This is a genomic window from Pseudomonas sp. CROZ-RG-20F-R04-15, from assembly GCF_022662375.1.
Taxonomy (GTDB): Bacteria; Pseudomonadota; Gammaproteobacteria; order Pseudomonadales; family Pseudomonadaceae; genus Aquipseudomonas.
Genome location: NZ_JAKNQL010000032.1, coordinates 17,611 through 37,293, shown reverse-complemented (window position 1 = coordinate 37,293; position 19,683 = coordinate 17,611). Strand labels below are relative to the sequence as shown.

Sequence of the window (19,683 nt, the reverse complement as noted above, 5' to 3'; positions counted from 1 at the left end):
CCACCGCACGCCCGAGCGGATTGTTCGCACTTTTGCGGTGAACAACCGCCGTCTGAACACCGACATCCTTCAAATAACGAGATCGCATCAATGGTCAAACCACCAAAGCGCGGGTCGGGGATTACTCTGCCCGACATCCTGCCTGTAACCACACATTCTGCTGCGGGCCGGGTCGACGGCGCTCACCCGGTTTTCGCAAATCCCCCGCGAAAGCTTGCGGGCGAATATCCAGCGCATGCAGATTCCGCACATGATCCAGACCGGCTCCCGCACCAACCGTCAGTGCAGGTCAGCGAAATACCAGCGCCCTCGCCACTGTCAGTCGAAGCCGCTCTGCGATCAATCACCTGGCCAGCCGATCAAGTACATCTGCTGCAACGTCTGGACACCGAAAGCGGACTGCTCATCAGCCCTGACGGCAAGCTGTACGCCCATATCGAGAACGCAGGACACCTGCTGGTCGAGCATCATCGCGATGGTCGCTACCAGATTCCTTTCCCGTTCGCTCCGCACCTGCCTGGCCCCTTCCTGGTCAAAGCAGAACGCCAGGCTCTCTGGACTTTCGAACAACCGGCCTGGATGACGCAGCACTCAGAGAGTGACAGGCGAAATGCGGCCGCTGACGGGCCCGCTGTCGAACAGCCAATGTACCTGGCCCCCGCTGACGCTGCCCTACTCTCTTCGCCGCTGTATACCGCCGACGGAATTCGCTACGACAAGCACCGCAAAACCTACATCGACACAGCGCAAGGCACCGTCATGGTGCGTAAAAACGTCGACGGTCAGTACGAGCAAACCTCGGCGACGACACGCAACACGTCCACGTTGCTGTTCGAACAGATTCCCGGAACCCGACTGTGGCGGCGCAAGTTTGCTGACGATCATCCTGACTCGCAGAGTTCCACCGGGGAACCGGGCATCGTCGTCACCGACATGCCAGAAGCCACGGCAGGCGCCAGCAAACGCCCCCATGCGGATGAAGGTGCAGAGACCACACATGCGCTGACCGAAAGCTTGCTGTCAGCCAATCCCGAGCCGATCAACCTGAGTTTCGGCTTGTGGCGAAACTGGGGGCGCAGTCTCCGGCCGCAGTTGGGCCAGCATATCGAAATCGACGGACAGTTTTACCGGATCGTGCCACAGCAACTGGGGCCTGACCCGCATCTGGTGTATCTGCAACATCCCTTGTTTTCACCGGCCCTGTATGACGCCTTCGAATACATGCTGCGGGATAACCCGTCGCTGCAGCCAAAATTCGCCGTTAAAAGAACCGAACACTGGACGGTACTGGACGACGTCGTTCCTTTTGAAATGCCGATCACGCAGTACATTTCCAGAACCTTCAAATACCTGTCGGATCAGTCGGTCAGTTCACTTGCCCGGGCCATGTTCAATCAAGCGAACCGCTCCGAGATCATCATCGGCCCGGGGTTGGCAATGCTCAATCAGGTGTTTCGCTTTTGGGAAAACAGGGGGCTGCGCAAGGCGCCACGTCGAGAACTGGCGGACCCATTGTTGATGTTGCGCAGCCAGCCGGAAACGGCGGATACCCTGGCGATTCCCTTCGCCCTCGGTGAAGGTTTGATGCGCCTGGACTTTGATCCGGGGCGTTTCCCCCGGCACTGGAACGACTACGCCCGCAACCCGACTGCGGCCCACCTGCGAAGACTGTTCAGCCAGCTTCTGAAAGATGACGGTTACGTCGTAACCCTAACGGAGCAGAAGCTCGATGGCGACGCGTTACTGTTTCATCGCGAGAAAATCGATCAGGTGTTTGTGCTCAAACTGCCTGTTCCCGTCAGCGGCAGACTGCAGCGATTTACCGCAGAGGGTGCCGAACTGAATGGCGCTGTATTGCAAACCCCCATCAGTGAACAAAAGCCTCTCGCCACCTACCGGCAGGAAAACCGGATCAGCTATCTGCTCGGTGGAATCCAGACCGATGCGTTGGGGCAGACAACGCTTTTCATCATCAGAGATCGCTGAGAAATCAATCGAGCCAGTCAGCGATATGCCAAAGAACCGCTTAGAGAAACTGCCATGATCAAAACGAGCAAAGCTACCGTTCGACCCGCGTCGCCAGACACCTCCACCACCAGCAGGCCCGATGTCGACACTGGCACGGGCCGCACAGGAAATCCCGGTCATCCAGGGACTTTTACTGCCGATGCGAATCCAGTCGCTGACAGTACCGTTGCCATTAACTCTGGTGGCGATATTGGTGCCGAGCCGCATGTTGTGGTGAGCTACATCACCGATCCGCTGATTACCGAAGCCAATGCCCGGCTGGCAGAGATTTCCCTGCCAGGATTGCAAACCCACTTGTTACAGCCGCACGAGTCCGTTGACGGGCTGTATGTCACGCCGCAGGGGCAGATTTACGCTCAACTGGAAGAAGGCGGGTACTACCGGGCGGAACTCAACAGCGACAGTAACTACCAGATCCCCTGGCCTGCCGCTCCGGGCGTGACGCCCCCTGTCCTGAGAAAAATCGACGGACAGTCCCTCTGGCGCCTCGAAGCTCCCTGGTATGTCGCCCGGTCCGCTGCGGGAAGTCCGGCGATGCCGCGAGTGATTACCGAACAATCGCCAACCGTGTTTTTCGTCGATCCATATCTGGCAACCTTGCTTCCCGCTGCGCATGAATCCCCTGATGGCATTCGCAAGGGGCCGCGGGGAAAAATCTACGTCGACTTTGCAGACGGAACTATCATGGTTCGCAGAGATGAAAACGGCCAATACAGACTCGCCTCGGCGACGACTATCAACGTGCCCGAAATCATTGTCGAACAGATTCCCGGGCAGTTTCAATGGCGTCGTCAGTTGCAAACCACAGCTGCGCAAGCACATCCGCAACCGGGCACTTCGCAAAGCCGCCAACCGCCGCAGGAGGCAGACCCAGGTCCAGGCAAACGTGCACGTTTGCCAGCGGACAGCGACCCGCTCGGTCCAGTCATTGCTGTGAGCAGTGCTGAGGAGTGGAAAACCTGGGGAAATACCTTGAGACCGATAGCCGGCGACGCCATCGAGATGGCCGGCCAGCACTTTTCCATTCTTGATCAACCGACGCATGCTGCGGATTCGCTGGCGTTTATCAAGCATCCGCAGTTTTCTGCCACGCGCTTCGATGCGTTCGAAAACATGCTGCTAACCAGCCCACAGTTACAACCACGCGGTGTAGTGAAGCTGGCCGACACATGGACGGGACGTAGTGCAGACACGTGGAGAATCGTCGACGGGCTGCCATTCCGCAAAAGCCTTACTCAGTACGTCAGCGATCAGTTTGCTTATCTTTCAAATCACTCCGCGAACAAGATCGCGCGGGAAATCTTCAATCGAGCCAGTCACTCCGAAGAATTGAGCGGCTCCGGTATCAACGCTTTGTTTGACACGATCAAGTACTGGGAAAATCGCCCAACGTCGATCAGCGATACGAGAACCCTGCGCCAGGACTTGGGCGATCCGTTGATGCTCCTTCCCCCGCTTCCGGTAGACGCGAACGGCTACGTACATATGCCACTGCCTTCCGCTGAGGGTTTGCAGCGAATCGACTTCAATCCGCACTCGTTATTCGAAACGCAATTTCTGACCGAAGGGCACTCCCTGCGAGATTTGTTCAAAGTTGTTTTACGCGGAAATGGCTACCAGGTTTCTCATCATTTCCGCAATAACGCGCGCGATGCACTGCTGGTGCAGCGACCGGGAATCGATACGGTGTTCATCCTGTTCACTAACAGATTCAGGGGCGACACCCTGTTAGCCGAGGACCCGACTGTCTGGCTGAAGAAAAAGGCACTGGTCAATAAAATCGAACCCCACGACAAAATAACCCTGCAAGATCATCTCGCCGCAGACAAAATCATTTATTTAGCGGGAACCAACGATCCCCATTCCCGCAAAGGAGACAATCTTGTCATCACCAGGCTTCGCTGACTTTTCCTGGACGCAACGCAAACCGGCGAAATTCACTTGAGCTGAAAGATCGCTGTCACCACTCAGCCTGAAATTCATTTACAGGTAAGTGCCCGGACGAAAAAAAGCCCGCAGTGTGAGCGGGCGAAAGACCAAAGAAGCTATATGCGCAGTCGCTTCCCGGTGGGGGCAGCTGCTTGGGGGTCAGCTGCCCCGGTACGTGGAATAGCTGTAAGGCGAAATCAGCAAAGGCACGTGGTAGTGATCCTGTTCGGCAGAGATGCCGAAGCGCAGCACAACCACGTCCAGAAATGCCGGCTCCGGCAGCTGCACGCCACGGGCGCGGTAGTAATCACCCGCGTGGAACTGAACCTGATAAACGCCGGTACGATAATCGTCACCTTGCAACAACGGTGCATCGACCCGGCCATCGCTGTTGGTTACCGCACTGGCGACCAATTCCAGTTGCGAACCTTCAACGCGGTACAGCTCGACCTTGATCGAACTGCCCGGGCAACCGTGTGCAGCGTCCAAAACGTGTGTTGTCAAACGTCCCATTGATTCTGCGCGCCTGCCTGCGTGGAGCAGTCAGACTTCGCGCCTCCCGAAGTCAGTTGAAAAGGAGACCGCACCGATTCGGAGCACGAAAAGCTGCGGCGAGCGATTGATTAAGACACTTTTCAAAAAAATTGTACACAATAAAAACGACATTTTTCACATCACCCCCGCCATTCGGGGGTTTCCTGCCGATGAGCCAGCGATACGCCTATTCATTGAACCTCCTATCCATTAGCTGACTGGTCAGGCAGGTTTCTTGCAGGCTCACGCCAATAGCAGTAAAAGATGACAGTCGGTGAAAAATGCGAAAATTCAGGCTTACAAATTGCGAATAAAGTTGTATACAATCAGCCCATCGCTGTGACGCCAGCCTGCCAGGCCGCCACACAAATCTGTCAACGAACAAGAAGGAAGACTGCAGTGAGCGCTGACTACCCACGCGACCTGATCGGTTACGGCAGTAACCCTCCTCACCCACATTGGCCGGGCAATGCTCGCATCGCCCTGTCGTTCGTACTCAATTACGAAGAAGGCGGCGAGCGCAATATTCTGCACGGCGACAAAGAATCCGAAGCCTTCCTCTCCGAGATGGTTGCCGCTCAGCCGCTGCAAGGCGCGCGCAACATGAGCATGGAATCGCTTTACGAGTATGGCAGCCGTGCCGGCGTCTGGCGGATCCTTAAACTGTTCAAGGAATTCGACATTCCGCTGACCATCTTCGCCGTTGCGATGGCAGCGCAGCGCCACCCCGATGTGATTCGCGCGATGGTCGATGCCGGCCACGAAATCTGCAGCCACGGCTACCGCTGGATCGACTATCAGTACATGGACGAAGCGCAGGAACGCGAGCACATGCTCGAAGCGATCCGCGTCCTCACCGAAATCACCGGCGAGCGCCCACTGGGCTGGTACACCGGCCGCACCGGCCCGAACACCCGCCGTCTGGTGATGGAAGAAGGTGGTTTCCTCTACGACTGCGACACCTACGACGATGACCTGCCGTACTGGGAACCGAACAACCCGACCGGCAAGCCGCACTTGGTGATCCCGTACACACTCGACACCAACGACATGCGCTTCACGCAGGTGCAGGGTTTCAACAAGGGTGACGACTTCTTCGAATACCTCAAAGACGCGTTCGACGTGCTCTACGCCGAAGGCGCTGAAGCACCGAAAATGCTCTCGATCGGTCTGCACTGCCGTTTGATCGGTCGTCCGGGTCGCATCGCTTCGCTCAAACGCTTTATCGAATACGCCAAAAGTCATGAACAGGTGTGGTTCAGCCGTCGCGTCGACATCGCGCGTCACTGGCACGAAACCCAGCCGTACCAAGGGGCCGCCCAATGAGCCGCTTTCAAACCCTGCAACCGTCGACCCTGAGCCGCGACGCCTTCGTCAAAGCTTTCGCCGACATCTATGAACATTCGCCATGGGTGGCCGAGAAGGCCTACGACCTGGGCGTGGACGCTTCGATCGACGAGATCGAAACCCTGCACCAGCGCATGAGCGACATCCTGTTGAGCGCCGATCACGCCAGTCAACTGGCACTGATCAACGCTCACCCGGACCTGGCCGGCAAAGCGGCCGTCCAGGGCCAACTGACCGAAGCCAGCACCAATGAACAGGCTGGCGCCGGTATTCACCAATGCACGGCCGAAGAGTTCCAGCGCTTCACCGAGCTGAACGACGCCTACAAAGCCAAGTTCAAGTTTCCCTTCATCATGGCGGTAAAAGGCAGCAACCGGCATCAGATCCTCGCGGCGTTCGAAACGCGCATTCACAATTCGCAAGACACCGAATTCAAATGCGCGCTGGCGGAGATCAACAAGATCGCCCTGTTCCGTTTACTGACTCTTTAGCAAGCCTGACCCGAGTACATCAAACGCGGAGAGTACCCAGGGTCTTGCAAGCATCCCCAGCCACTTATTTAAAGGCAGACAAGAAGAATGAAAGCTTACGCCGTACCTTTCGAAAAATTCGTCAACCTGGCCGATGCCCGTCTGGGCACCAAAATCATCTCGGTCACCGATGACTGGTTCGCAGACGCCAATCGTCTGTTCCAACCGACCCCGGCCGTATGGAAGGAGGGCGTGTTCGATGACAACGGCAAGTGGATGGACGGCTGGGAATCGCGCCGCAAGCGCTTCGAAGGCTTCGACAGCGCAGTGATCCGTCTGGGCGTACCGGGCTCGATCAAAGGCGTGGACATCGACACTTCATTCTTCACCGGCAACTTTCCGCCATCGGCCTCTCTGGAAGCGTGCTTCCTGGCCTCGGGCGAGCCTGATGAAAATACTCAGTGGACTGAAGTGCTGTCGGCCGTCGAGCTGCAGGGCAACAGCCACCACTACCACGAAATCAGCAACGACCAAGCGTTCAGCCACCTGCGCTTCAACATCTACCCGGACGGCGGTGTTGCACGTCTGCGCGTGTACGGTGTGCCGCATCGCGACTGGTCGGCGGTTGGCGACAACGAGCAAGTCGATCTGGCAGCAGCCCTTAACGGTGGCCGCGCCCTCGCCTGCTCCGACGAACACTTCGGCCGCATGAGCAACATTCTCAACCCGGGCCGTGGCATCAACATGGGCGACGGCTGGGAAACTGCACGTCGTCGCACGCCAGGCAATGACTGGGTCATCGTCGCGCTGGGCCATCCGGGCGAGATCGAGAAGATCGTCGTCGACACCCTGCACTTCAAAGGCAACTACCCGGACACTTGCTCGATCCAGGGCGCGTTCGTTAAGGGCGGTACTGACAGCCAGATCGAAACCCAGTCGCTGTTCTGGCGCGATCTGCTGCCAAGCCAGAAGCTGGAAATGCACGCCGAACACACCTTCGTCGAGCAGATCAAGGCGCTGGGCCCAATCACCCACATCCGCCTGAACGTGTTCCCGGATGGTGGTGTGAGTCGCCTGCGTGTTTTGGGCAAGGTCGCTAAATAACACCGCAATGATCGTTCCCACGCTCTGCGTGGGAACGCATCACTGGACGCTCTGCGTCCGTTTTGGATGTGACGCGGAGCGTCACGGGCTGCATTCCCACGCGGAGCGTGGGAACGATCACTCAACGAAAAGAAGAACAGCATGCGCACACTAACGATTGAACCGCTGAGCAAAGAAGCCTTCGCCCCTTTCGGTGACGTGATCGAAACCGACGGCAGCGATCACTTCATGATCAACAACGGTTCGACCATGCGCTTCCATAAACTGGCGACGGTCGAAACCGCTCAGCCTGAGGACAACGCGATCATCAGCATCTTCCGCGCCGACGCGCAGGACATGCCGCTGACCGTTTGCATGCTGGAACGCCATCCGCTGGGCAGCCAGGCTTTCATCCCGCTGCTCGGCAACCCCTTTCTGATCGTGGTCGCGCCCGTTGGCGATGAACCTGTATCAGGCTTGGTCCGCGCCTTCGTCACCAACGGCAGGCAGGGCATTAATTACCATCGCGGCGTTTGGCACCATCCGGTGCTAACGATCGAAAAGCGGGATGACTTCCTGGTGGTTGATCGCAGTGGCACAGGCAATAACTGCGATGAGCATTTTTTCAAAGAGGATGAGCGTTTGATCCTCGCCCCCCACCAATAAGAGAAGGTCTGATCACTCGACAACAAGAGTGACAGGCGAGAGGTAAAGACTGTGGAAGCACATCTGTTGGAATGGCTGAACCTGAGCGTGCGCTGGGTTCACATGATTACTGGCGTGGCCTGGATCGGCGCGTCGTTCTACTTCGTCTGGCTGGAGAACAACCTCAACCGCGTCAACCCGAAAACCGGCCTGGCCGGTGACCTGTGGGCGATCCACGGTGGCGGTATCTATCACCTCGAAAAATACAAACTGGCCCCGCCGGCAATGCCGGAGAACCTGCACTGGTTCAAGTGGGAAGCCTACTTCACCTGGATGTCGGGGATCGCGCTGCTGTGCGTGGTGTTCTACTCCAATCCAACGCTCTACCTGCTGGCTCCGGGCAGCACTCTGAGCGGCCCTGAAGGCGTGGCCATCGGTATCGGCTCGCTGTTTATCGGCTGGTTCATCTACTCCTTCCTGTGTGACTCGGCACTGGGCAAACGCCCTGCTTTGCTCGGTTTCATTCTGTTCGTGCTGATCATCGGCGCGGCGTATGGCTTCAGCAAAGTGTTCAGCGGTCGTGGTGCGTACCTGCACGTCGGCGCGATCATCGGCACCATCATGGTCGGCAACGTGTTCCGCATCATCATGCCGGCGCAGCGTGCACTGGTTGCGGCGATTGCCGAGAACCGTACGCCGGATCCGGCACTGCCGGCCAAAGGCTTGCTGCGTTCGCGTCACAACAACTACTTCACCCTGCCGGTGCTGTTCATCATGATCAGCAACCACTTCCCGAGCACCTATGGCAGCCAGTACAACTGGTTGATCCTGGCCGGGATCGCCGTGTTGGCGGTGTTGGTGCGTCACTATTTCAACACCCGTCACGACAGCCACAAGTTTGCCTGGACTCTGCCAGTGGCAGCGGTGGGCATGATCACTCTGGCCTACGTCACCGGCCCAACGCCGATGTCGACCGCTCCGGAAGTGGCCAAGGCACCAGCGAAAATCGAGTACCAACCGCTGCCGGAGACGGCATTGGGCGGTGGCGCGAAACCGGCTGAAGCGGCGGCACCTGCAGCACCGGCTGAACCTGCCGCAGCACCGGCGCAAGCGTCCAACGCCGGTCCTGGTTTTGACAAAGTGCACACCGTGATTCAAGAACGTTGCGCAGTTTGTCACTCGGCCAAGCCAACCAGCCCGTTGTTCAGCGCTGCACCCGCGGGTGTGATGTTCGACACCCCTGAGCAGATCCGCCAGAACGCGCCGCGCATCCAGGCGCAAGCCATCACCACGCAGATCATGCCACTGGGCAACATCACGCAGATGACCCAGCAGGAACGTGACCTGATCGGTGCATGGATTGCCCAGGGAGCACAGACCAACTAAGCAACAAAGCTTCGCGAGCAGGCTCGCTCCCACAGAGATCGCGCATTTCCTGTGGGAGCGAGCCTGCTCGCGAATCGCCGCAACGCGGTTTTACCTGATGCACAGAAACAGCTGTGAGCGACCCGGCAGCTGTTCAATCACAAGAATAAAAAGATCCGAGGTGTTGCATGTCCGAGCTGTCCAAAGCGCGCATCCCCGACGCACCCGCCATTCAGCGATTGCCCCTTTTGCAACTGATCCTGGTCGGTTTGCAACATGTTCTGCTGATGTACGGTGGTGCCATTGCGGTGCCGCTGATCATTGGACAGGCCGCTGGCCTGAGTCGTGAAGAAATTGCCTTCCTGATCAACGCCGACCTGCTGGTCGCCGGTATCGCCACCATCGTGCAATCCTTAGGGATCGGCCCGATGGGCATTCGCATGCCGGTGATGATGGGCGCCAGTTTTGCTGCGGTCGGCAGCATGGTCGCCATGGCCGGCATGCCCGGTATCGGCCTGCAAGGCATCTTCGGTGCGACGATCGCCGCCGGTTTCTTCGGCATGATCATCGCGCCGTTCATGTCCAAGGTCGTGCGCTTCTTCCCGCCTCTGGTGACCGGCACGGTCATCACCTCGATCGGTTTGTCGCTGTTCCCCGTCGCTGTAAATTGGGCTGGCGGCGGTGCAGGCGCTACGCAATTCGGTTCACCGATTTATCTGGCCATCGCCGCACTGGTGTTGGGCACCATTCTGTTGATTCACCGCTTTATGCGCGGCTTCTGGGTCAATATTTCTGTGTTGATCGGCATGTGCTTCGGCTACGTGCTGTGCGGCGCGATCGGCATGGTCGACCTCAGCGGCATGGCCAACGCGCCATGGATTCAGTTCGTCACTCCACTGCATTTCGGCATGCCGAAATTCGAACTGGCACCGATCCTGTCGATGTGTCTGGTGGTAGTGATCATCTTCGTTGAATCCACCGGCATGTTCCTCGCGCTGGGCAAGATCACCGGCCAGGAAGTCTGCCCGCGCATGCTGCGTCGCGGCTTGCTGTGTGATGCCGGCGCCTCGTTTGTGGCCGGTTTCTTCAACACCTTCACCCACTCCTCTTTCGCACAGAACATCGGTCTGGTGCAGATGACTGGCGTGCGTTGCCGCTCGGTGACCATCGTTGCCGGTGGCTTGCTGATCGTCCTGAGCCTGCTGCCGAAAGCGGCATTCCTCGTGGCGTCGATTCCACCGGCGGTACTCGGTGGTGCGGCGATTGCGATGTTCGGCATGGTCGCGGCGACCGGCATCAAGATTCTCCAGGAAGCCGACATCGGTGATCGGCGCAACCAGTTGCTGGTCGCGGTGAGCATCGGCATGGGCCTGATCCCGGTGGTGCGTCCGGAGTTCTTCGCACATCTGCCGCTATGGATGAGCCCGATTACCCACAGTGGCATCGCCATGGCCACGCTCAGCGCACTGACGTTGAACCTGCTGTTCAACATTCTCGGCGGTAAAGAGCGCGCAGCGATCAATGACTGCCACGCGCACCAGCACTAACGGAGTCACCACAAAACCCTGTGGGAGCGAGCCTGCTCCGGGCGGCGTTCCGACGAAAGCGGTGTGTCATTCAACAGTGAAGGCGACTGACACGCCCTCTTCGCGAGCAGGCTCGCTCCCACAAGGGCTAAGCAATAGCTCTGCGCCTCAAACAATAAAAACAAGAGGGAGCAACAGATGATTCGCACGCAAACCAACGTTCTGTTGAGTGGCGGCCTGCTGGCCGCGAGTCAGGCCATGGCCGGCGATCTCCTGCTGTGGCAGACCAACAGCCTCAGCTATCTGTACGGCAAGAATTTCGCAATCAACCCGTCGATCCAGCAGACGCTGACCTTCGAGCACGCCGACAAGTGGAAGTACGGCGACAACTTCCTGTTCGTCGACAAGATCTTCTACAACGGCAAAGAAGACGCGAACAAAGGCCCGCACGCCTTCTATGGCGAATTCACCCCGCGCTTCTCGTTCGGCAAGATCTTCGACCAGAAGCTCGAGTTCGGCCCGATCAAGGACGTGTTGCTGGCGATGACTTACGAGTACGGCGAAGGCGACAGCGAGGCCTACTTGATCGGCCCCGGTTTCGACCTCAAGGTGCCCGGCTTCAACTACGTCACCCTGAACATCTTCCGCCGCCAGACCGAAGGCCCGCGCCCCGGCGACGGCGTCTGGCAGATCACCCCTGGCTGGTCCTACAGCTTTCCCCTGGGCAATTCCGATGTGCTGATCGACGGCTACCTCGACTGGGTGGTCGACAACGATGAGAACTCGCGCGGCACCTACCACGCCAACCTGCACATCAATCCGCAGATCAAATATGACCTGGGCAAAGCCTTGGGCTGGAGCCACAAGCAGCTTTACGTCGGCACCGAATACAGTTATTGGAAAAACAAATATGGCGTCGAAAGCACGCACAACTTCGACACCAACCAGAACACCGCCAGCCTGCTGGTCAAGGTGCATTTCTAAGATGGCCCGCAACCGTGCCCCATACCTGTCGTCGGTGCTCTGTTGCGGGGCACTTGAGACCTGGCCGTTGAGTCAGTATTCTCCGCGGCCATCTGAATTCGGTCTAAAAAAAAGCCCGGATTTAATTCCTGACCGACGGGCCAACTTATCCCGGCCCCGGCCAGTACCGAGGCATCCCGAAAACGCGCGCAATCGACTGTTTTTCAGCAGCCGAGAGGGCGTTTTTTTGCGTTTCGAAAGCCTTGGCTCGGCTCTTGCTAACAGCAACGAAGCTGACCGATCGGATGACTTTTTGCAGCAACGAAAAAAGGCGCCACACCAGAGCGCCGATCTTAAAAAAATAAACGTGGAACACCTACTTTGGGAGCAACCGAATGAAACGTATGTGCACCAGCCTGATGCTCGCGGGATCGATGTTGGCCGGCGGCCAGGCCATGGCCGATGGCCTGCTGCAGTGGCAGAACAACAGCCTGACCTACCTCTACGGTAAAGACTTCAAGGTCAATCCTGCGATTCAGCAGACCGTCACCTTCGAGCACGCCGATGCCTGGAAGTACGGGGACAACTTCCTGTTCGTCGACAAGATCTTCTACAACGGTGCCAAAGACTTCAACGTCGGCCCGAACACCTACTACGGCGAGTTCCAGCCGCGTATCTCGCTGGGCAAGGTGCTCGACCAGAAGATCGAATTCGGCCCGATCAAGGACGTCCTGCTGGCAATGACTTACGAGTTCGGCGAGGGAGACGTCGAGTCCTACCTGATCGGTCCTGGCTTCGACCTGGCCATCCCGGGTTTCGACTACTTCCAGCTGAACTTCTACCAGCGCCACACCGAAGGCTCGCGCCCGGGTGACAACGTCTGGCAGATCACCCCGGTCTGGTCCTACACCATTCCGGTTGGCGACTCCAACGTGCTGATCGACGGTTACATGGACTGGGTGGTCGACAACGACGTCAACAACCGTGGCGAATACCACGCCAACCTTCACTTCAACCCACAGGTCAAATACGACCTGGGCAAGGCGCTGAATTTCGGCGAGAAGCAGCTGTACGTCGGTGTTGAGTACGACTACTGGAAAGACAAGTACGGGATCGACGACACCCGTGCGTTCACCACCAATCAGAACGTGACCAGCTTCCTGGTGAAGTTCCACTTCTGATCTTAAAAGCTTCGCGAGCAGGCTCGCTCCCACATTCGACCGGGTTTCAATGTGGGAGCGAGCCTGCTCGCGAAGGCCTCACTGCAGATTTCAGGCCGGGGCCACCGCCGCGGATATCCCCAAAAACCGGCAAAGTTCTTCACGCTTGGCCAATGCATCCCTGCGCCCCAGATCAATCAACTCGCTGCAATACCCCGCCTCGAACAGCAGATAACTCAACACCCCTGCCCCACTCGTCTTGGTCGCCCCCGGCCCGCGCAAAAACAAGCGCAACGCCGCCGGCAATTCCTGGCGATGCCGCGCCGCGATTTCATCGATCGGCTGACTGGGCGAGATCACCAGCACTTCCACCGGCGCCACACCCAGCTCGCGGGTCGGCGTGCCGGCGGGCATCAAGTGGCTGAACTGGTTGAGACGCTGCAGCAACTCGATATCGCTCTCGAGGCTGTCAATGAACGTGCTGTTGAGCATGTGCCCGCCAATCTGCGCCAGCGTCGGCTGTTGTCCGGTGTAGGTGCGCTCCAGCGGCTGCTGCGGATCAAACCCGCGCGGGTTGCCGCTGACGCCCACCACCAGCACCCGGCTCGCCCCCAAGTGAAGCGCCGGGCTGATCGGCGCCGATTGCCGCACCGCGCCGTCACCGAAATATTCATCACCGATTTTCACAGGCGCGAACAACAACGGAATCGCCGAACTCGCCAGCAAATGATCCACCGACAGTTGCGTCGGCACCCCGATGCGCCGATGGCGCAGCCACGAATCGATCTTGCCGCCGCCCTGATAGAACGTCACCGCTTGTCCGGATTCATAGCCGAACGCGGTCACCGCCACCGCATGCAATTGCTTGCGTGCAATGGATTCGGCGATGCCGGGCATGTGCAGTTTTTCATTGAGCAGGACGCGCAGCGGTGAACTGTTGAGCAGCGCCACCGGCAGTTGCCGGCCCATGCCCAATAAGCTGTGGCTGACAAAACGACTGGCCTGACGAATAACCCCGGGCCAGTCACTGCGCAGCACGCGATGGCTGCGAAAGCCCTGCCAGAACAAGGTGAGACGTTCGATGGCGGCACGAAAATCGGTAGCGCCACTGGCCAGGCTGACCGCGTTGATCGCCCCGGCCGAGGTGCCGACGATCACCGGAAACGGATTGTCCGCACCCAATGGCAGCAACTCGGCAATCGCCGCCAGCACTCCCACCTGATACGCCGCCCGAGCCCCGCCGCCGGAAAGAATCAAACCTGTGACCGGTTCAGCTGGGCTCATCGCAACACTCCATGGTGCTCAAAAGGATGGGTCAATCAACGGCGTTTGGCGTACAGCTTCGGCTCGCCCGGTGGCCGGCTCTTGAAGCGGCGATGCGCCCACAGGTATTGCTCGGGGCAGGCACGCAAGGCGCTCTCGACCCACTGATTGATGCGGATGCAGTCGGCTTCTTCGGTCTCGCCGGGAAAATCTTCCAGCGGCGGATGAATGACCAAGCGGTATCCACTGCCATCGGCCAGACGCTCCTGAGTGAACGGCACTACAAGTGCCTTACCCAGCCGCGCAAATTTGGTCGTCGCCGTCACCGTCGCCGCCTGAATGCCGAACAGCGGCACGAAGATGCTTTGTTTGGCGCCATAATCCTGATCCGGTGCGTACCAGATTGCCCGGCCAGAGCGCAGCAACTTGAGCATGCCGCGCACGTCGTCACGCTCCACCGCCAGCGAATCGAGGTTGTGCCGCTCACGGCCCTGGCGCTGAACGTAATCAAACAGCGGATTCTTGTGTTCGCGGTACATGCCGTCGATGGTGTGTTGCTGACCGAGCAGTGCCGCGCCGATTTCCAGCGTGGTGAAATGCGCCGCCATCAGGATCACGCCTTTGCCTTCGCGCCGGGCCTTTTGCAAATGCTCCAGGCCTTCAACGTGAGCCAGCTTGGCCAGACGCTCGCGCGACCACCACCAGCTCATGGCCATTTCAAAAAAAGCGATGCCGGTGGAGGCGAAGTTTTCCTTGAGCAGGCGTTTGCGCTCGGCGGCGGACTTTTCCGGGAAGCACAGCTCAAGATTGCGCTTGGCGATGCGCCGCCGGTCGCCGGCCACGCGATACATCAAGGCGCCCAGAACGCGACCGATGGTCAGCAAGGCCGGATACGGCAACTGCACGATCAGCCACAAAAGCCCCAGACCGCACCAGAGCGGCCAGAAGCGTGGCGATAAAAATGCTTTTCGAAAACGCGGGCGATCCATTAAAGCTTCCGTAAATACAGTGGCCGCGCATTCTACATCGTTCGACCCGGCTTGCGGCTCGCGGGCGTTCTCGTTATAAGTCTCGGCACTTTTAGTGACAAGCCGTTGTATGCCGACATGAGCCAAACCGAACCGTTAGACCAAGATCCCGTATTCCAGCTCAAGGGCAGCATGCTGGCCATTACTGTGCTGGAACTGGCCCGTAACGACCTCGAAAGCCTCGATCGGCAATTGGCCGCCAAAGTCGCCCAGGCGCCGAACTTCTTCAGCAACGCGCCACTGGTTCTGGCGCTGGACAAACTGCCGCCGAGCGAAGGTGCCGTCGATCTGCCGGGGCTGATGCGCGTCTGCCGTCAACATGGCCTGCGCACCCTGGCGATTCGCGCCAGCCGCATCGAAGACATCGCCGCCGCCATCGCCATCGATATTCCGGTGCTGCCGCCGTCGGGCGCCCGTGAACGGCCGCTGGAAACTCCAGAAGCCGAAGTCAAAAAGAAGCCGGAAAAACCGCCGGAGCCAACGGTCAAACCGACCCGCGTCATCACCACGCCAGTACGTGGTGGCCAACAGATATATGCCCAGGGTGGCGATCTGGTCGTGGTGTCTTCGGTCAGTCCGGGGGCGGAACTTCTCGCCGATGGCAACATCCATGTATACGGCCCGATGCGTGGCCGTGCGCTGGCCGGCGTGAAGGGTGATACCAAGGCACGGATTTTCTGTCAGCAATTGAGCGCTGAACTGATCTCCATCGCCGGTCATTACAAGGTTTCCGAAGATTTGCGCCGCGACCCGATGTGGGGCTCGGGCGTACAGGTCAGCCTGTCGGGCGACGTGTTGAACATCATTCGGCTTTAACGGATACTGCCGCATTTTCCAAGCATCTCTAAAACGTAGCGAAAACGGCTCAAACGAAGTAGGAAAAAGGCTCAAAGCCAAATTCCAGCCAAGGCTGTCCGACTGCAGTAGTTTTCAAGAGATGTTTTTCAGGGGCTAAAAAGTCCTTCTTCCTTAGGGGTGAAACACCTTGGCCAAGATTCTCGTGGTTACATCCGGCAAGGGTGGTGTGGGTAAGACCACCACCAGCGCCGCTATCGGTACCGGCCTCGCTCTGCGCGGCCACAAAACAGTGATCGTCGACTTCGACGTGGGCTTGCGTAACCTTGACCTGATCATGGGTTGCGAGCGCCGCGTGGTGTATGACTTCGTCAACGTGGTCAACGGCGAAGCCAACCTGCAACAGGCGCTGATCAAAGACAAGCGTCTGGAAAACCTCTACGTACTGGCCGCCAGTCAGACCCGCGACAAAGACGCGCTGACTGTCGAAGGCGTGGAAAAAGTCCTGATGGAGCTCAAGGAACAATTCGAGTTCGTCGTCTGCGACTCCCCGGCCGGCATCGAAAAAGGTGCACACCTGGCCATGTACTTCGCTGACGAAGCGATCGTCGTGACCAACCCGGAAGTGTCCTCGGTACGAGATTCGGACCGCATGCTCGGCCTGCTGGCGAGCAAATCGCGTCGCGCCGAACGTGGCGAAGACCCGATCAAGGAACACCTGCTGATCACTCGCTACCATCCAGAGCGTGTTGAAAAGGGCGAAATGCTCGGCGTTGAAGACGTCAAGGAAATCCTCTCGGTAACCCTGCTCGGCGTGATCCCGGAATCCCAGGCGGTGCTCAAGGCATCCAACCAGGGCGTACCGGTGATTCTCGACGACCAGAGCGATGCCGGTCAGGCTTACAGCGATACCGTCGACCGTTTGCTGGGCAAAGAAAAAGCCCACCGTTTCCTCGATGTCGAGAAGAAGGGATTCTTCGAGCGCCTGTTTGGAGGTAGGTAATGAACCTTTTTGACTTCTTTCGTGCCAACAAAAAGCCAAGTACCGCCTCGGTAGCGAAAGAGCGTCTACAGATCATCGTGGCGCATGAGCGCGGCCAGCGCAGCACGCCGGATTACTTGCCAGCCTTGCAGAAGGAACTGGTCGACGTGATCCGCAAGTACGTCAACATCGGCAACGACGACGTACATGTTGCACTGGAAAGCCAGGGCAGTTGCTCGATTCTGGAACTCAACATCACCCTGCCTGATCGCTGAGTCGATCCGGCAGGAACGACGGCGGTTCAGGGCCATCCCCACGCGGGAATGGCCCTGAACCGCCGTTGGCATTTGTTACGAGGCTGTTTTAATGCCGCTGTCCAACATCCGCATCATCCATCAGGACGCCGCCGTACTGGTGGTCGACAAACCAACGTTGCTGCTCTCGGTGCCCGGTCGCGCCGACGACAACAAGGATTGCCTGATTACCCGCCTGCAGGAAAACGGCTACCCGGAAGCGCGCATCGTCCATCGTCTGGACTGGGAAACCTCCGGCATCATTCTGCTCGCGCGTGACGCCGACACGCACCGCGAACTGTCGCGCCAGTTTCACGACCGCGAAACCGAAAAGGCCTACACCGCGTTGGCCTGGGGTCAGCCGGAACTGGACAGCGGCAGCATCGATTTACCGCTGCGTTACGACCCACCAACCAAACCGCGCCACGTGGTTGACCATGAATTCGGCAAACATGCGCTGACCTTCTGGCGCGTGCTGGAGCGCTGCGGCGACTGGTGCCGCGTCGAGCTGACGCCGATTACCGGCCGTTCGCACCAGTTGCGCGTGCACATGCTGTCGATCGGGCATCCGCTGCTCGGCGACGGGCTCTACGCCCACGAGCAGGCGCTGGCGGCATGGCCACGCCTGTGCCTCCACGCGAGCATGCTCAGTTTCACCCATCCGCAAACCGGCGAACGCCTGCGCTTCGAGTGCCCTGCACCGTTCTGACGGACACCACCGAAACCCTGTGGGAGCGAACCTGCTCGCGAAAGCGCTATCACATTCTGCATTGATGTTGACTGATCAATCGCTTTCGCGAGCAGGCTCGCTCCCACAGGGGCCCCGGTGCAGATTCAATTCCCCCGCCGATGCGTTAAACTCCCGCCCATTGCTGTCTGGAGTTTCTTATGCGCGAAGAGTTGAACCAAGGCCTGATCGACTTTCTCAAGGCCTCCCCTACCCCGTTCCACGCCACCGCCAGTCTGGTGCAGCGTCTGGAGGCCGCCGGTTTCGTGCGCCTCGACGAGCGCGAGCCATGGACCACCGAGCCAAACGGCCGCTATTACGTCACCCGTAACGACTCCTCGATCGTCGCGATCAAAATGGGCCGCACCTCACCCCTGCACGGCGGCATCCGTCTGGTTGGCGCGCACACCGACAGCCCGTGCCTGCGGGTCAAACCGCAGCCGGAACTGCAGCGTCAGGGCTTCTGGCAACTGGGCGTTGAAGTCTACGGCGGCGCGCTGCTGGCACCGTGGTTCGACCGTGATCTGTCGCTGGCCGGCCGCGTGACTTTCCGCCGCGACGGCAAGGTCGAAAGCCAGTTGATCGACTTCAAGGCGCCGATCGCCATCATTCCCAACCTGGCCATTCACCTCAACCGTGAAGCCAATCAGGGCTGGGCGATCAACGCACAGACCGAACTGCCGCCAATCCTCGCGCAATTTGCCGGTGACGAGCGTGTCGACTTCCGCGCAGTGCTGACCGATCAACTGGCCCGCGAACACGGCTTGAACGCCGACGTCGTGCTCGATTACGAGCTGAGTTTCTACGACACGCAAAGCGCTGCTGTGATTGGCCTGAACGGTGACTTCATCGCTGGCGCGCGCCTCGACAACCTGTTGTCGTGCTACGCCGGCCTGCAAGCCTTGCTCACCGCCGAAACCGACGAAACCTGCGTGCTGGTGTGCAACGACCACGAAGAAGTCGGCTCCTGCTCGGCCTGCGGTGCCGACGGCCCGATGCTCGAACAGACCTTGCGCCGTCTGCTGCCGGAAGGTGACGAGTTCGTCCGCACCATCCAGAAATCCCTGCTGGTCTCGGCCGACAACGCCCACGGCGTGCACCCCAACTACGCAGAAAAGCACGACGCCAACCACGGCCCGAAACTCAACGCCGGCCCGGTGATCAAGGTCAACAGCAACCAGCGCTACGCCACCAACAGCGAAACCGCCGGGTTCTTCCGCCATCTGTGCATGGCCGAAGAAGTGCCAGTGCAAAGTTTCGTGGTGCGCAGCGACATGGGCTGTGGCTCGACCATCGGCCCGATCACCGCCAGCCACCTCGGTGTGCGCACGGTCGATATCGGCCTGCCGACCTTCGCCATGCACTCGATCCGTGAGCTGTGCGGCAGCCATGACCTGGCGCATCTGGTCAAAGTGCTGAGCGCGTTCTACGCCTGCCGCGAATTGCCTTAAAAGCTAGCAGGCTCGCTACCACAGTTTGAAATGCATTCCAATGTGGGAGCGAGCCTCCTCGCGAAAGCGTCAGTCCAGGCAGCACAGATTTCAT

The 19,683-nt window shown here is 58.9% G+C and carries 18 protein-coding genes; 15 read left to right on the top strand and 3 right to left on the bottom strand.

The window, feature by feature from the left end; translation table 11 throughout:
• Nucleotides 1–90 precede the first annotated feature (90 nt).
• Nucleotides 91–1,986, top strand: a complete 1,896-nt coding sequence (locus tag L8H52_RS28060; RefSeq protein ID WP_242209792.1) for a hypothetical protein — start codon at nucleotides 91–93, stop codon at nucleotides 1,984–1,986.
• 54 nt (nucleotides 1,987–2,040) lie between these two features.
• Nucleotides 2,041–3,933 carry an endonuclease Q family protein gene (locus tag L8H52_RS28055; protein WP_242209791.1) on the top strand — a complete coding sequence of 631 codons (1,893 nt, stop codon included), beginning with the start codon at nucleotides 2,041–2,043 and terminating at the stop codon, nucleotides 3,931–3,933.
• A gap of 183 nt (nucleotides 3,934–4,116) precedes the next feature.
• Here the strand turns inward: L8H52_RS28055 and uraH are convergent, their stop codons facing one another.
• On the bottom strand, nucleotides 4,117–4,470 hold the full coding sequence (uraH, locus tag L8H52_RS28050) for a hydroxyisourate hydrolase (protein WP_008080901.1): 354 nt from the start codon (nucleotides 4,468–4,470) through the stop codon (nucleotides 4,117–4,119).
• A gap of 420 nt (nucleotides 4,471–4,890) precedes the next feature.
• Here uraH and puuE point away from each other — a divergent pair, with 420 nt between their 5' ends.
• The 8 genes from puuE to L8H52_RS28010 all read left to right on the top strand — a co-directional run bounded on the left by puuE (nucleotide 4,891) and on the right by L8H52_RS28010 (nucleotide 13,071).
• The gene (gene puuE / locus L8H52_RS28045; RefSeq protein ID WP_095120001.1) at nucleotides 4,891–5,817 is read left to right on the top strand and encodes an allantoinase PuuE; all 927 of its coding nucleotides are present in this window, start codon (nucleotides 4,891–4,893) and stop codon (nucleotides 5,815–5,817) included.
• A complete protein-coding gene (gene uraD, locus L8H52_RS28040; RefSeq protein WP_008080897.1) occupies nucleotides 5,814–6,329 on the top strand; it encodes a 2-oxo-4-hydroxy-4-carboxy-5-ureidoimidazoline decarboxylase in 516 nt (171 codons plus the stop codon). Before puuE ends, uraD begins: the two co-directional genes overlap by 4 nt.
• Nucleotides 6,330–6,416: 87 nt before the next feature.
• Nucleotides 6,417–7,412, top strand: a complete 996-nt coding sequence (gene alc / locus L8H52_RS28035; protein ID WP_008080896.1) for an allantoicase — start codon at nucleotides 6,417–6,419, stop codon at nucleotides 7,410–7,412.
• Nucleotides 7,413–7,553: 141 nt separating this feature from the next.
• Entirely contained in the window at nucleotides 7,554–8,057 is a 504-nt protein-coding gene (locus L8H52_RS28030) for an ureidoglycolate lyase (protein WP_034151759.1), read from the top strand.
• A 51-nt stretch (nucleotides 8,058–8,108) separates the two neighbouring features.
• Nucleotides 8,109–9,422 carry a urate hydroxylase PuuD gene (locus L8H52_RS28025; RefSeq protein WP_242209790.1) on the top strand — a complete coding sequence of 438 codons (1,314 nt, stop codon included), beginning with the start codon at nucleotides 8,109–8,111 and terminating at the stop codon, nucleotides 9,420–9,422.
• A gap of 167 nt (nucleotides 9,423–9,589) precedes the next feature.
• On the top strand, nucleotides 9,590–10,948 hold the full coding sequence (locus L8H52_RS28020; protein WP_242209787.1) for a nucleobase:cation symporter-2 family protein: 1,359 nt from the start codon (nucleotides 9,590–9,592) through the stop codon (nucleotides 10,946–10,948).
• Between the two features lie 177 nt (nucleotides 10,949–11,125).
• A complete protein-coding gene (locus L8H52_RS28015) occupies nucleotides 11,126–11,911 on the top strand; it encodes an outer membrane protein OmpK (protein ID WP_242209778.1) in 786 nt (261 codons plus the stop codon).
• 374 nt (nucleotides 11,912–12,285) lie between these two features.
• Nucleotides 12,286–13,071, top strand: coding sequence for an outer membrane protein OmpK (locus L8H52_RS28010; RefSeq protein WP_242209776.1), 786 nt, complete (start codon nucleotides 12,286–12,288; stop codon nucleotides 13,069–13,071).
• A gap of 90 nt (nucleotides 13,072–13,161) precedes the next feature.
• Here L8H52_RS28010 and L8H52_RS28005 read toward each other — a convergent pair whose 3' ends face one another.
• Nucleotides 13,162–14,334 (bottom strand): patatin-like phospholipase family protein, encoded by a 1,173-nt coding sequence (locus L8H52_RS28005; RefSeq protein WP_242209775.1) that lies wholly within the window; start codon nucleotides 14,332–14,334, stop codon nucleotides 13,162–13,164.
• A 35-nt stretch (nucleotides 14,335–14,369) separates the two neighbouring features.
• Nucleotides 14,370–15,302 (bottom strand): lipid A biosynthesis lauroyl acyltransferase, encoded by a 933-nt coding sequence (locus L8H52_RS28000; protein WP_242209773.1) that lies wholly within the window; start codon nucleotides 15,300–15,302, stop codon nucleotides 14,370–14,372.
• 117 nt (nucleotides 15,303–15,419) lie between these two features.
• Here L8H52_RS28000 and minC point away from each other — a divergent pair, with 117 nt between their 5' ends.
• The 5 genes from minC (at nucleotide 15,420) to L8H52_RS27975 (ending at nucleotide 19,589) form a co-directional block, all read left to right on the top strand.
• Nucleotides 15,420–16,157 carry a septum site-determining protein MinC gene (gene minC / locus L8H52_RS27995; protein WP_026000431.1) on the top strand — a complete coding sequence of 246 codons (738 nt, stop codon included), beginning with the start codon at nucleotides 15,420–15,422 and terminating at the stop codon, nucleotides 16,155–16,157.
• 169 nt (nucleotides 16,158–16,326) lie between these two features.
• On the top strand, nucleotides 16,327–17,139 hold the full coding sequence (gene minD, locus L8H52_RS27990; protein ID WP_007913953.1) for a septum site-determining protein MinD: 813 nt from the start codon (nucleotides 16,327–16,329) through the stop codon (nucleotides 17,137–17,139).
• Nucleotides 17,139–17,393, top strand: a complete 255-nt coding sequence (gene minE, locus L8H52_RS27985) for a cell division topological specificity factor MinE (protein WP_003223146.1) — start codon at nucleotides 17,139–17,141, stop codon at nucleotides 17,391–17,393. The genes minD and minE overlap by 1 nt, the downstream gene beginning before the upstream one ends.
• A gap of 91 nt (nucleotides 17,394–17,484) precedes the next feature.
• A complete protein-coding gene (locus L8H52_RS27980) occupies nucleotides 17,485–18,120 on the top strand; it encodes an RluA family pseudouridine synthase (protein ID WP_007960625.1) in 636 nt (211 codons plus the stop codon).
• Between the two features lie 179 nt (nucleotides 18,121–18,299).
• The gene (locus L8H52_RS27975; protein WP_007919200.1) at nucleotides 18,300–19,589 is read left to right on the top strand and encodes a M18 family aminopeptidase; all 1,290 of its coding nucleotides are present in this window, start codon (nucleotides 18,300–18,302) and stop codon (nucleotides 19,587–19,589) included.
• Nucleotides 19,590–19,683 lie beyond the last annotated feature (94 nt).